This window comes from Algiphilus aromaticivorans DG1253, from assembly GCF_000733765.1.
Classification (GTDB): domain Bacteria; phylum Pseudomonadota; class Gammaproteobacteria; order Nevskiales; family Nevskiaceae; genus Algiphilus; species Algiphilus aromaticivorans.
Map to the genome: position 1 here is coordinate 2,655,543 of NZ_JPOG01000001.1, position 13,666 is coordinate 2,669,208.

Here is a 13,666-nt window from a genome sequence, read left to right on the forward strand (position 1 = left end):
ATACCGGTTTTACCACGAATGGCCCCGAAGCCGTCTCAAACGCCGCCGGCAAAACCGCGGAGGCCATCGCCGCCACGCAGCGGGTAGGCAACGCCGAGTTCGATTTCGGCGTCGACGAACCACGTAAAGCGAACGCGGAAGCCGAGACCGATGCTGGCCATGAAGCCGGGATCCCGGTCCGGGAAGCTGGCGCGATGGACCTGACCGGCCTCGAGCACGGCGAGGACTCGCAACCATTCCCAGCCGACGGGGCGCAGGTACTCCGCACCCACGGTCCAGAAGACATCACCCTCCCCGAACTCGTTGTCGTAGCCGCGCAGATTGCTGGCCCCGCCGAGCTGAAAGGTGTCGCTGCGTCGCTGGGACGGGCCGCCGTGGAAGCTGCCAGCGCTGGCGCGCAGATGCAGGCGCTGGTGCGCGCGCTCGCCAATGGGCTGAATGTGCAGCACCGCACCACCGAAGCGCGTCTGATCGTAGTCCGAGAGCTCGGGAACACTCGCGGACATGGCGATGCGCGCGGTAAAACCACGCTCACTGTAGACCGAGGAGTGCAGATCCGTGTAGGACAGCCCGATGCTGGGCGCGACCAACACACCCTCGTCGGGCGGCGCCTCGCGCCCGCGATTACTGCCGCGCACCCAGTCGAGGCCGCCATCCAGCGCCCAGCCTTGACCGGTCTGGTGACTGGTGAGCTGCCTGGAGGCCCCCACACCGAAGCTCATCTCGCGATCCTGGAAACGACTATCACCGTCGACAGCGCTCTCGCGACTGTCGCTGCCGCGCAGCGTGATATTCGTGCGCGTCCCGCCAAAGCGGCGCCAGTTGTAGGCGGCGCTGACGATGGTTTCGTCGTCGAGCGTGCGCTCCTCGAGTTCGCGTCGCACCGCGCTCATCGACAGGCGGTGATTACGGCCGCCAACATTGTTCCAGTTCAGACTCACGCCCAGACCGAAAGTCGCGTCGCTGTTGGCGTCGACCCGTGGAACAGGCAGAAAGTACCAGCGCTCGCGCACACTGTAGACGACGCGCAGCCCCCCGTCCTCAGTGGCCTCCTCGTGCCAATTGACCTCGCGAAAGAGACGCAGGTCGAGCAACGCCTGACGTCCACGCTGCAGATCAGCTGGACAAACCGGGTCGCCAGGGCCGAACGCGAGTTCGCGCGTCAGCGTTTCGCGACGCGTCACCTCGTTGCCTTCGAATACGATTTCCGCCACGGGGCGCGACCGCTCGCCTTCCGGGCATTCAGCGGCGAAAAGCAGCGATGGCGCAAGCAGCCCGTAACAGGCGATTGCCAAGCAGCGCCCTGACCTCACCGCGGAACCAGTGTCTGGAAGCTGTAGGGCCAGGCATGACGAGAATCGGGCTGATGGACGACCAGGTCAGTGGTGCGCCAGCCTTCCAGCGCCGGGTCGGGGAAATAGGCATCCCCCTTGAGCCGAGCGTGGATGCGTGTCAGCTCGATACGCGTGGCCTTCGGCATCAGCTGCTCGTAAACGCGCGCCCCGCCAATCACAGCCAAACCGCTCGTTGGTGCGGCCGCAAGCAGGCTATCGATATCCGTGAAAACACGCGCGCCGTCGGCCTCGAAGCTCGGATCCCGGCTGAGCACCCAATTGTCCCGCCCATCGAGAGGACGCCCGATGCTCTGCCAGGTCGTTCGTCCCATGACGATCGTCCGGCCCATCGTCAACTCCCGGAAGTGGCGCAGGTCGGCTGGCATACGCCAGGGTAACCCGCCGGCGGCACCGATGAGACCGTCGTCGTCCATCGCCAGCACGAGAGTAATATCCATGCCGGCAGTGTAAAAGACGGCGGCGCCTCTAGGGCGCCGCCGATCGATAGAGAATGCGGTTTATTTCCCGCTGCGATCAGGCGCCGAGCAGCCCGGCCAAGCTGTCCAGCAAGCCCTGCAGACCACCACTGTCGCCGCTGGCCAGCGTCGAGAAGATGCTCTGCAGCGTGCTCGCGAGCGGGTTGTCGCCGTTGCCGAGCTGCGGCAACAGGGCCAGCAGCCCCTCGGCATCGGTGGGCAGCTCGGAGGCATCGCCGCCGCCGGCGCTCTGCAACTGACCGGCCGCGCTCTGTAGCGCCTCCAGCAGGCTCGGCAGGCCATCTTCACCGCCACCGGATAGCAGCGCGGAGATCAGCGGCAAGCCGCCTTCCAGTTCGCCCGTATCGACGCCGTCAGCAGCCAGCACCTGAGCCAGAATGTCGCCGAGCACCGGGATGCCGGCAAGACGCTCAGCCAGCGGTGCGGTGCCGAATCCGTCTGCGCCGGCAATGGCACCGGCGAGCGCGAAATCAGTCTCCCCGGCGAAACCACCGGCAAGGAAATCGGCGAAGGCATCGGGCTGGAAGCCGCCATCGCTCAGTTGACCGGCGATGGCGTCGAAGAGCGGCACCAGCAGCTGACCCAGCCCTTCGCGCAGCGAGGCTTCCGCCTGCGCCAAAGGCCCGGCTGCCGCATCACCCGGGGCCAGGTTCAGCACCCCGCTAAGCACGCCGCCGACGGCGGTCGAGAGCCCGTCGGCGACACCCTGACCATCCAGCGTTCCCGCAGCGCGCAATGTGTCGGCGATATCGGCGAGCAGGATGCTGGGCAGCGTGAGTAGTCCCTGGAGCTCCGGAGGCACGCCCGGAAGGCCGATGTCCTGCGCCGCCAGCGTGGCGAGAGCCGACAAGGTCTCGGCAACATCGGCGATGCGCGCGGTCAGCGTCTCAATGCCTTCCGGCCCGAGAGTCGCGGGGTCCTGGGCATCCAGCGCCAGCGCGAGATTCTTGAGATCCTCAAGCAGTTGATCCATCTCGGGCAGCGTCGCCAGCGGGCTGGCCTGCCCCGCCTCGGCGAGGGAAGCCGCGCCGCATTGCAGCGCCTGCGTCGCACCCAGCAGATCCTGACTCGCAAGTTCGGGATCCTGGCTGACGGCCAGGCTCTCGCCGCTCGCCGCGAGCGCATCCACGACATCCAGCAGACGCGAAACGCCGGTGATGATCGCGACTGCGGATTCGCCGAGCTGCTCGTTGTCGCCGAGATTGCTGGCTGTCTGCTCGATCAGCGCGCTCTGCGCCTCGTCCAATGGTCCAGCGACCGGCCCCTCTGCAGCGAAGCTGCAGTCGAACTTCGCGAACACTTCATTGACAGAGGCGTTGTTGTCGTCGCCTGGATTGCCAGCATTGGGAGTGGAGCCGCCACCACCACCGCCGCAGGCCGCCAGCAGCAGCGCCGCCGCGCCGACGGATAGCAACGAAATCGGATTCTTCAGCATCGAACTGTCTCCTTCCATGTGTTTTCCCTCCACCCTGCGCACCACCCTACGCAGGGACCTCGGAGTAAAACGCCAGCCACCGATGATCGGTAGCGTCCGCCTGAAGGAGCGTTCAGGTAAGCCTGGGATGACAAGCTGTAGCTGACATCGCACGACCACTCCGGGCGGGCAAGCGCCGGAGCGCCGCTGCCGCCGTGATGGTCAGAGGAGGGATGCCGCGGCTGATGGCGTCGCGCCGCTGCGCACGCCAGTGGTTACGCCTAGGCGCGGCGGCGCAGCACCCAGACTTCCAGCAGCGCCCATTCCTCGCCGGGATAGTTCTCCCGCTCGATGGGCGACATCATGCGATGGCGCGAGGCCATGCTGCCGACGAACTCGAAGCGCTCGAGCAGCGTGCGCTTGGTGGCATCGGCCGCTTCGAGAGCGAAGGGGTTGAGGAAGTTGACGAGCATATAGCCTTCATCCTGCCCATCGGCGAAGGCATCCATCAGCCGCGCAACAGCCTCCGGTTCGAGATAGACCAGCGCCGCGGTGGAGATCAGGATGTTCGCCGCGCGCAGCGTGTCGCTGAGCTGCGCCTGGGTCTCTGCGGATGGATGGTTGAGATCCGCCTCGATCGTGGTGTCGTAGATCCCGGCCGACTTACCGTAGGCCAGCGCATTGGCAGAGATGTCGATACCCGTGACCTGCGCCGGGAAACGGCGTGGCTGCGCAACCTTTCTGGCAGATTCGGCATCCTTCCAGTTATCGCGAATGGCGTCGTAATCCATGCCGTTGAGCGTGGCCATGGTGGTATTTCCGAAGCAGCCGGCCAGATCGACGAAATTGAGAGGCGTACCATTGGCTGTCTTCTGCTGCGCCCAGGGCAGGATCAACCGATCGAAACTCTGCTGGTTGAAGTTGTCCGAGACATACTGCAGCGCGTCCATGATCCGTTCCTTGAAAGGAACCGGATTCTCGGCCACGTAGATGTCGTCAAAGTGCTGCTTCTTCTCGTCGGTCTTGACGCCGGAATCACTCATTCGCGGGGATACCCCTGACTGGAAAGCAGCGAATGATCCCCGTCACCCGGGGATGGGTCAAGCCGGTAGGGCGCCTGCAAGCGCGGCCGAAGCCGGCCGAAGATCCCCAGGAATGCCGCAGCAGTGGGCCCTGCGGCCCATGCCAGCATCAGACGGCGACCGCCGCCGGGATATGCGGGTGTGGGTCGTAGCCCTCCAGCGTGAAGTCCCCGTAGGCGAAAGCGAAGAGATCGCGTCGCTCGGGATTCAGGCGCATCGTGGGCCGCGGTTGTGGTGCGCGCTCGAGCTGGGTGCGCGCCTGCTCGAAGTGATTGCTGTAGACGTGACAATCGCCGCCGGTCCAGACGAAATCGCCCGGTTGCAGATCGCAGACCTGCGCCACCATCAGCGTCAGCAGCGAATAGCTGGCGATATTGAAGGGTACGCCCAGGAAGATGTCGGCGCTGCGCTGATAGAGCTGGCAGGACAGCCGGCCATCGGCGACGTAGAACTGGAAAAGCAGATGGCAGGGCGGCAAGGCCATCTCGGGCAACGCGGCGACATTCCAGGCTGAAACGATGTGCCGACGCGAATCGGGATTGTCGCGAATCTGCTGCAGGACCTGGCTGATCTGATCGATATGCCCGCCATCAGGCGTCGGCCAGCTGCGCCACTGCGCGCCGTAGACCGGACCGAGCTCACCGTCCGCGCCGGCCCATTCGTTCCAGATGCGCACGCCGTGCTCCTGCAGCCAGCGCGCATTGGTTTCGCCACGCAGGAACCAGAGCAGCTCGTAGATGATGCTCTTCAGATGCAGCTTCTTTGTCGTCAGCAGCGGGAAGCCTTCGGAGAGATCGAAGCGCATCTGATGCCCGAAAACCGAGCGCGTGCCGGTGCCGGTACGGTCGGTCTTATCCGTTCCCTCCTCGAGGGCGCGGCGCATCAATTCGAGATAGGGCGTCATGTAACGGGCAGTTAGTCGTGAGCCGGCGCGCCGCGCATCAATAAGGCCGATGGATCAGCGATTCGACATAGCGGCAGTGCGGCTTCGCATGATACATCCGGCGAAGGAACCCGACGCCTGTTGGCGCAACAAGCGAACACTCCGGTATACGAACTCCCCTGCCGCGGCGCACGCACAATCAAGCTACTGTTCGAGCTTGAGCCGCAGCGCCTCTCCCGTGGCAGGACGAATTTCGCCCTGCGCTTGCGGGTCACCCGGATTGCCGGTCGCCTCGCCGCTGGTGGACAGGCGCGCACCCACCATGAGTCGGTCATAGCTCGCCAGCGAGCGACCCTCCTGCAGGCGGTCGGCATCGCTGATGGTCAGAGTCAACGGGAAGCTCGGCGCGCCCACACGCTTTGCCGCCAGCGGCATCGGCGGTCCTTCCGGACGGCGGAGAAACACGAACAGCGTCCCACCAACAGCTTCAATAGCCGCGTCTGCTTCCACCACGATCTCCATCGCCGTTGCGACCTCCGCTTCGACAAACTCCGTCGTGGCGGCTTCTCCCCGCCACTCCGCGATGCGATCCCGCAGCAGCGACTGCGCATCGGGCTGCAGAATGCCCGAGTCCAGCACCAACTCCAGATGCGGCAGCGCCCCCTGAGTGTCGCCGGCCTGAAGCTTCAGCGAAGCGAGGTAGTAGTTGGCACCCGGATGCTCCGGCGCCAAGGCCAGCGCCTGATCCAGACGCTCTCGCGCCAAGCTCGCGCCGCCGTCGGCGTGCGGCGCATTCAGCCGGGCCTGCGCCTCGGCAACCAGCATGTCGGCGTTGCCAAAGTCCGTCCTGCGATTAGCGAGCGCGTAGGTCGCGGCCGCCTTTTCGTACTTGCGCGCCGCCTCCTGGGTTCGCGCGAGCAGAACCAGCTCATCGACGCTGACATCCTCGCCACGAGCGGCGAGCTCAGCCTCGAAGCTTTCCGCCAACCCGGTCGATGTACGCTCGGGATTATCGCGGTGGGCGCGGAGACTGTCGCCCTGTACGCGCTCCTCGGCGCCAGCGAAGTGCCAACCTGCCCACACGGAAAAGGCGAGCACAAGAACCGTGGCGAGAGCCATATAACCGGCGAAACGGGCGCCAAAACCGAAGTGACGCAACAGGCCCCACGCAATCGGAAGAACCGCGATAACGCCTACGCCCAATCCGATAAGAAACGCATTCATGAGTGAATTGCCTCTGGCTAACTGCAGTTAGCTACGAAGAAATGCCGTGCTGATCCACGTGTCAGGCCCATGCTCCATGCTCCATGCTCCATGCTCCGCGCATGTGACCCCCTATCAAACGAAAAGGGGGCCGAAGCCCCCTTTCCGATCCGTTGCACCGTCGACTTACTCGAGGCGCGTCCAGTTGTAGGTGAGCCGAACATCAACATTGATCTGCTGGGTTTCACCATCCTGCGTGCAGGTTCCATCAGCGAAATAGTCGATGATCAGTTCAACCACCGTACCAACTTCGCCGCCGCCATTTCGCGTGAAGTCGAGCTGCTCGACTTGGGCCTCGCCGTCGAACTGGTCGCACGCTTCCTGAAAACCGGCGGAGAAGCTGTCGGAAAGGACAATATCGCTCTCATCCGGCTGTTGCTGCGGGACGCTGAGCCCATTCACGGGCTCCGGACTCTCGAAGCTGACATTCTGCGTCTCACCGTCCTGCGTAACTTCTCCGTTAACCGAGAAGCTCCAAGCCTGATCTTCCAGAGGCGTGCTGCTTCCACCGCCTCCACCATTGCTCTGCGGTCGCAGGTACGGATCCTGCCCGGCGAAACCCGTCGGACGGGCGGAGGGCGAACCGTTCTCCTCACCGACGTTGAGAAAGAGCTCATCCGGCTGCTCGGTAACCCGCAAGATCCCGGAGAACTGCAGACCGACATCCTCCGGTGCATCTGACTCGGTGACCTCGGCGTCGAACTCGTTCGCGAACAGACCATCGTCAGCCGTGAAGGCGGGTCCGATCGAATACTGGAGCGTGTCGTTGAAGGTATCGACAACAGCTCCCGAGCAACCGGTTTCCGCGTACTCGGTCTCGCTGAAGCTCAGGGTGCCACCTTGGAAGGTTCCGGTCTCCAGAAAGCGACCGTTGCAGAGTTCCCATGTGCCCTGGAGGCGAGCCTGGACCGCAGCCGGACTGAACTCCTCGGGGCGGACGTTGAAACAGACCTGCTCGCTTTCAGAAGTCCGGGACTCCGTATCGCCGACTGAGATATCCACGCAGAACTCGCCAGCGCCCAAATTCTCCGGAATATCGAAGCTGAGTGTTATCGGAGCGTTCGTCTGCTTGGTGAGCGACTGCGTCTGATCCACACCGGCTTCGAAGTAATCGTCGGAACCGGTCACCTTGGCGTACAGGGCCGCAAGCGCCGAAGACGGGCTGGCATCAGCATTGAAGCTGATCTCCTTGGTCTCCCCCGGAGTCACATCTTCCTCTCCGGGAACATCGCTGACCGTCGGGTTTTCCGGATCACTAGGATTGGAAGCTGGCGGATCCCCTTCCTTGCGCTCCGCATCCACGCCCCCGAACTTCACCGCGAGTGCGCGGGACATGGCATTACTATCCTCGGGGTCGATGACACCACCACCACCACCGCCGCCGCCGCAGGCGGTCAGTCCGACGACAAGGATTCCCGCCAGCAGGCTCGCAAGAAAACGGGGCCACAGGCTATTGCCTTCGTTTGCACTCATCACGTTACTCCGCCTTTGTGTTTTCACCAGATTACTCCTTTGGCCGAGAGAGGCAAGTGGGCTGCGTCCCCATTCTTCGGGTCATGTCGCTCCTTGCAGCAAATGCTTCGCAGAAAGGGCCGTAGTTCATCTGCACCCGACGCATCGAGGGCATCAGATATCGGCTGGCACAGCGTAGACCGGTGCCAATCGTCAGCGTGGCGCGGGGCCTCGGCTACTGCCGCTCAAAGCTCACGGAATCCTCGATATGTTGATCACCATCCTCATCCACCTCCAGAGTCAGCACATCACCATTCGCGCTCAGGAAGAGATTGGGCGGCGGATCGTAGGCGTCGGACAAGCCCGTCGATCCGTTCTCGTCGAAGCGACCGCTTACCGTCAGCACCCCGCTGGCGGGGTCGTGCGTGTAATCGCCCCACTCCAATCCGGAGGTTTCCTCAGGATCGTCGTCGTCGACTTCGAAATGGATGTAGCTGCCGTCGTCGAGAAAGTTGAAGAGCAGGAGGTCGTTCTCGTTGGGCTGCCGCACGAGCCAGGTGCCCAGAATCCCGTTCGATGCGATGGGGTCGAGCTCGAGCCGCTCGTCGGCCTGCCCGTCCTCGAAGACCTCGATGACGAGCCGCTCACCGCTCAGGTTCACGAAGATATCCTCGACCTGCTGATCTCCCTCGGTGGTATCGAACAGGCCGGCCGCGCCGGTGCTGTCGAAGATGATGCTGATGTCCAGCAGCCCCGACTCGGCATCGCGCGTGTAGCTCGCCCATTCCATGCCGCGCTGATCGACGGAGTCCTGCTGGCTGACGGAAGCCAGCACATAAGTGCCGTCGGGCAGGAAGTTGATAAGTGCGAGACTGTCGGGGTCGCCGGTGTCGAGTCGCCAGCTGCCCGTGAGCTGCGCGTTGCCGCCTCCGGCTGCTCGCGTGTAAGGATTGTCGAGGTCGAGCGCCGTCGGTCGGTTCTCTGGACTGCTCGCATCGTCCAGACTGGTAAAGAGTTGGTCAGTGTCATCATCAACGCGAAAGATGCTGAACTCCCTGTTGCCTATCTCGCTTTCGTTGGGAGAATCGATCACCTCAAGGTCAATCTCGTTGACAGTGAGGCCGCTGTCAGAGATCAGCTCGGGGCCGACCGTGATCTGCAACGTATCGCTGAAGGTAGCGAGCACATCACCAGTGCAATTCTGGTTTGCGTACTCGGCCTCCGAGAAGTCGAGAATGTCGCCGTCGATCGCCAGCATCTCGATTCGCCCGTCGAAACAGCGTTCCCAGTTTCCCTGCAGACTTTCCAGAGCAGCGGCGGCGCTACCGTCCGCGGGCACGCTCTCGAAGCAGATCTCATCGACATTGGAAACGCGCTGCGCGTCGTCCTGGATCGACACCTGTACGCAGAACTCTCCGGCTCCCAGGTTGCCCGGAATTTCCAGGCTGAGGCTCGGCAAGCCGCCGCTCTGTTTGGAATAGGCTTGCGCCTGGGAGAGTTCTGCGCGGAAGAAGCTGCCCGAGCCCGTAACCTTGGCGTAGAGCACCGATAAGGCAGAGGCGCCCTCGGTATCGGCGTCGTAGCTGATCTCCTTGGTCTGTCCAGGGGTTACCCGACGGTCCTGTTCATCGGGCACATCCAGCGCCGGATTGCCCGCAGTTTCGGTGTTCTGCCGGGGCGGATCGCCTTCCACTACGGTCGCGTCACTGCCCCCGAACTTCACTCGGAGGGCATCGGCAACGCTATCGCTGTCGCCGGGGTCGATGATCCCGGCGCCGCCGCCACCTCCGCCGCAAGCGGTGAGCATGGTGGCCAGCAGAACACTTCCGGCGAGATGAACAGGACGCAGTGCAAATGTCATGGCGCTTCTCCTTGCTTCTTCGTGGCTCTTCGAGGGGGACACGACGCGCCACAACTCCATTCGCAGCCCGCAGCCCACAGCCCGCCAAGCGTTCGTTCAGTCGTTCATGGCTCGTCGGTCACGAACCAGGGCTCGCCTGCATCGTTCAGGTACATCGCCTGCTGCTCTTCCAGCGTGAAGGGCCGCGAGCCGATGCGGCCGAAGACCGCCATCTGGCCACCGGTCTCGTCAACGGCGCGGTCGCGATGCAGGCCCTCGGATAGCGCGCGAGCCGGCTTCGGTGTCCGGTACCAGGCGATCAGCTCGGGCTTGGGTGCCGGCGAGAAGCCGTAGTAGTTCGGCTGGCTTTCCGGGCTCATCAGCTGCAGCACTTTCAGGCCGGCCTCGCCATCCGCCACGTAGGCGTAGAGAGAAGCGTAGGCACCGCCCACCTGCACGTCCCAGGCATCCTTGATCTGGCCATCGGCGTCAAAGCTCTGTACCAGCTTGGGTTCCTCGGGGTTCTTGATGTCGACGATGCCGAGACCCTCGCTGCCCGCCGCCACATAGGCGTAGGTACGCACCGGATAGACCTTGCGTGCGTTCTCGAAGGGGACCTTCGCGCCGGTGAGACGCGGCTCGTTGGGGTCGGTCACATCGACGACTTCCAGCCCGGCGTCGGTGGTGGCGAAGAGATAGCGGAACTGCACGGCCGTGGCGCGCACGCCCTGCAGCGGAATGCGGGCGGCCACGCGCGGCTGCATCGGATCGTCGAGATTGAGCACGACGATACCCTCGTCGGTGGCGACATAGACGTAGTAGCCGGCCACCGTCAGGTGGCGCGCGCCGTCGAGCACTCCGCCTTCGTTCCAGGTGAGCGCGCGCTCCAGGAAGTTGTTGCGCGGCTCGCCATCAGAGAGCGTGTTGACGTCCACCAGGATCAGGCCTTCTTCCGCGTCGGTGATCAACGCGAAGTCGTAGATCGGATGGAAGGGCTGCTCCTGATTAACCTCCTGCATGTACTCGGTGTTGCGATCCGGATGGATCGGCTGCGTCGTCGGCAGCGCCACACAGGTCGCGTTGGCCGAATCCACCTGCGTATCGTGGCCCAGCGCCGAGAAGGGCGCGCTGATCATCCGCTGCGAGAAGCCCTTGTTGCCGATAGACGCTACGTCATAGGCCTCGAAGCCCCCGTCACCCTGCGCGACGTAGAGATACTCGCCGCGCAACTGAATGCAGTTGACCGGCCCGGGCGCATTGTGGGAGTGCGCGATCGGCTCCTCGCGACCCTTCAGCTCGCGATCCCGCTCCAGATGCTGCTCGTGCCAGTCCGGGTAGGCTTCGCGATGCAGATAGCTGCCGATGACCGCCTGCGGCTCTTCCCACTCGGTGACCTTGACCGCGGAGAGGCCGCCGTCCAGACCCACCCACGAGTGGTAGCCAATCAGGTTCATGAAATTGGTGCCGTGCAGCAGCAGCTGCGCCATCCAGGCGTTGTTGTCGTTGTCCTCCGACAGGTGACAGTCCGTGCATCCCTGCGTCTCGGTCTTGCGCTCGGTATGCGGATAGTGCGGCGCGAAAGCCTGCGAGGAGTAGCCGCTGGAAGACACCGGCGGCTGCTGCACGTAGATCTTCTCGCGGTTGGCATTGGTGGAACTGAGCACCAGCGCACTGGAGGAACGCACGGGCGCGATGCGGTTGCCCTTGGCGGGTCCGTGACGGCCCAGCTGGTAGACGTCGTTGCGCGTGATCTGCGGATTGTAGGTCGCGAAGTTGCGCCGCTTGCCGCCTTCGTAGTGCTGTCGCTCGGTCTTCCAGTTGGCCTCGACCGGCAGATGGCAGCCTGCGCAGCTCGTGGTCCAGGAACTGTGGCAAGTGATGCACATCATCTCTTCGTTCTTGTGCGCACGATCCTCGGGCGCGACGTCCGCGCCCCAGTTCTGGGTCTCGGTATCCGAGCTCATCAACTTGGCGCGCGCGGCCTTGCTGTTGTATGCGGCGTGCCCCTTGGAAACGCTGTCCTTGACCAGCGACATCTCCCACTCCAGATCCTCATCAAGGTTGGAGCGCTGGATCAGCTTGCCGCCGCGCCATTCGAAGCGAAGCTCGCCGAAAGGCGTGCGCATCGTCGACAGATCGGTGCCACCTTCCGGCGCAGCCGGCCCGGAGGTCAGCAGCGGCGGATAGGCGTCGGCGGTACCGTGGCAGTCCGCGCACTGGATCTCGATGGCCTGAGCAACCTCGCCGTACATATGGCCGTCGCCGTGGACGTCCTGTGAGAAGTGGCAGTCGACGCAATGCATGCCCTTGTCGACATGGATCGAGGACATGTGCACGGCCTTGTCGAACTTCTCGGGATCGTCGTTGGCGACGATATCGCCCTCGTCATCCAGCAGATTGCCTTCGCGATCGCGCTTGAAGACGGCGCGGAAGTTCCAGCCGTGGCCGTGATAATCGGCGAACTGCGTTTCCTTCAGCTCCGGATTCATCTCCCAGACCTGCTTCAGGAAGTCGACGTCGCTCCACTTGCCCCGCACCGCCGCACCTTCGGGGTTGCGGCGGTTGATCTCGCGCTCCTCCTCAGGCGTCGGGTACTTCTGCTCCTCCGGCCACATGAAGGGCGCGTCGGACTCGTAGTCCCACATCGTGTAGCCGAGCATCGAATTCAGGAAGATATTCGGCTGATGCATGTGGCAGCTCATGCACTGACTGGTCGGGATCGCGCTGGTGAATTTGTGCTCCAGCGGATGGCCGGACTCGTCCTTGGGAATGGTCGGGTCCACGCTCTGCGACTTGCCGCTGTGGCCGAACTTCGCGTATTGCGCCGAATGCCGCGGGTCGCGATCGTTGGCGTAGACCACATGGCAGGAGGCGCAGCCCGAGCTGCGGTAATCGCCGGGTTGGTCGTTAGTGCCCAGGAACCACATCAGCGGGTCGTTGAGGCGCGTCTTGTGCAGATTGAGCACAGGAATCGAGATGCGGTTACCGGTGCCGGGACCGCGGTTCGACTGGCGAATATCCGGGCGCCCCGGCTCCTCAAGCACCTGAATCGTGCCCAGATTGGGGCCAATGGCATTGACCTGCGCCGTCTCGGGGAAGAGATTGACGATAATGCGCCCACCGCGCTCAAAGATGCGGAAGACGTCGCCGGGAGGCACCGTTTCGTAGGCCGGCATCGGATAGAGCGTGTCGACCACGCCCTTGCCCTTCATGTTCTCGTTCGGCTCGACCGGCCCCTTGATGATCGCGGCCTCGCCCTCGCGCGTGTAGGCTTCGCCGAGGATCGGCCGCTTGTAGGGCAGGATGCCGTTGTTGTAGGAAGCGCCCTGCCAGAACATCGCCGTAGTCGCCATCAGGCTGCGCTCGGCAGCCTCGATCACAGGAAGGTGGCAAGCGCCGCACGCCTCGCGCACGACACGGTAATCCGAGGGATTCACGAAGCGCGCGAACTCGGGGCTGTCCTTGTTGAGCAGCGTATAGGTGTGCTCCGGGTTCCCCGAATCCGGCCAGCTCCAGCTGTCCGGATAGCGCGGCAGCACATGCGCCTCTTCAAGGGCCGCGAGGTAATTCTTGTCGACGATGCCATCACCGCCAGGCGGGCGCTTCACGCCGGCATCACCGCCATGGCAATCCGTGCAACCCAGCGTCACGGCCGGATTGTCGTGCATGGTCTTGGCGTCGGTATCGGTATGGCAGGTCACGCAACCCGCCGATTTGGCGTCGGCCTGTTCCGGCGACTGCTGGCGGGGCGCCGGCGGCGCCGGCTCGTAGTCGCGAGCGACCGCCTTCTCGCCGCTGGCCGCCTGCGCGACCTCGACCGGGACGGCCCCCAGACCCGCGAAAACCAGCGCGGCGATAGTGAGTTGGCGGAGCGTGGAAACAGTCATGTCAATGCACCCGA

General features: G+C 63.9%; 9 protein-coding genes. All 9 read right to left on the minus strand.

Annotation, left to right across the window (positions count from 1 at the left end):
• Positions 1-35: 35 nt before the first annotated feature.
• Positions 36-1,214 (minus strand): BamA/TamA family outer membrane protein, encoded by a 1,179-nt coding sequence (locus U743_RS12375; RefSeq protein ID WP_156966429.1) that lies wholly within the window; start codon positions 1,212-1,214, stop codon positions 36-38.
• A gap of 95 nt (positions 1,215-1,309) precedes the next feature.
• Positions 1,310-1,792 carry a dihydrofolate reductase gene (locus U743_RS12380; protein WP_043768679.1) on the minus strand — a complete coding sequence of 161 codons (483 nt, stop codon included), beginning with the start codon at positions 1,790-1,792 and terminating at the stop codon, positions 1,310-1,312.
• A gap of 76 nt (positions 1,793-1,868) precedes the next feature.
• Positions 1,869-3,266: a hypothetical protein gene (locus U743_RS12385; RefSeq protein WP_043768680.1), complete on the minus strand. Its 1,398-nt coding sequence runs from the start codon at positions 3,264-3,266 to the stop codon at positions 1,869-1,871.
• A 260-nt stretch (positions 3,267-3,526) separates the two neighbouring features.
• Positions 3,527-4,288, minus strand: a complete 762-nt coding sequence (locus tag U743_RS12390) for a class I SAM-dependent methyltransferase (RefSeq protein ID WP_043768681.1) — start codon at positions 4,286-4,288, stop codon at positions 3,527-3,529.
• A 148-nt stretch (positions 4,289-4,436) separates the two neighbouring features.
• The gene (locus tag U743_RS12395; RefSeq protein WP_043768683.1) at positions 4,437-5,231 is read right to left on the minus strand and encodes a thymidylate synthase; all 795 of its coding nucleotides are present in this window, start codon (positions 5,229-5,231) and stop codon (positions 4,437-4,439) included.
• Positions 5,232-5,414: 183 nt separating this feature from the next.
• A complete protein-coding gene (locus U743_RS12400) occupies positions 5,415-6,197 on the minus strand; it encodes a tetratricopeptide repeat protein (RefSeq protein ID WP_156966430.1) in 783 nt (260 codons plus the stop codon).
• A 402-nt stretch (positions 6,198-6,599) separates the two neighbouring features.
• Positions 6,600-7,946: a hypothetical protein gene (locus U743_RS12405; RefSeq protein WP_043768687.1), complete on the minus strand. Its 1,347-nt coding sequence runs from the start codon at positions 7,944-7,946 to the stop codon at positions 6,600-6,602.
• Positions 7,947-8,160: 214 nt separating this feature from the next.
• Positions 8,161-9,846, minus strand: a complete 1,686-nt coding sequence (locus U743_RS12410) for a hypothetical protein (RefSeq protein WP_156966431.1) — start codon at positions 9,844-9,846, stop codon at positions 8,161-8,163.
• Between the two features lie 44 nt (positions 9,847-9,890).
• Positions 9,891-13,652: an LVIVD gene (locus tag U743_RS12415; protein ID WP_043768692.1), complete on the minus strand. Its 3,762-nt coding sequence runs from the start codon at positions 13,650-13,652 to the stop codon at positions 9,891-9,893.
• Between the last annotated feature and the right edge of the window lie 14 nt (positions 13,653-13,666).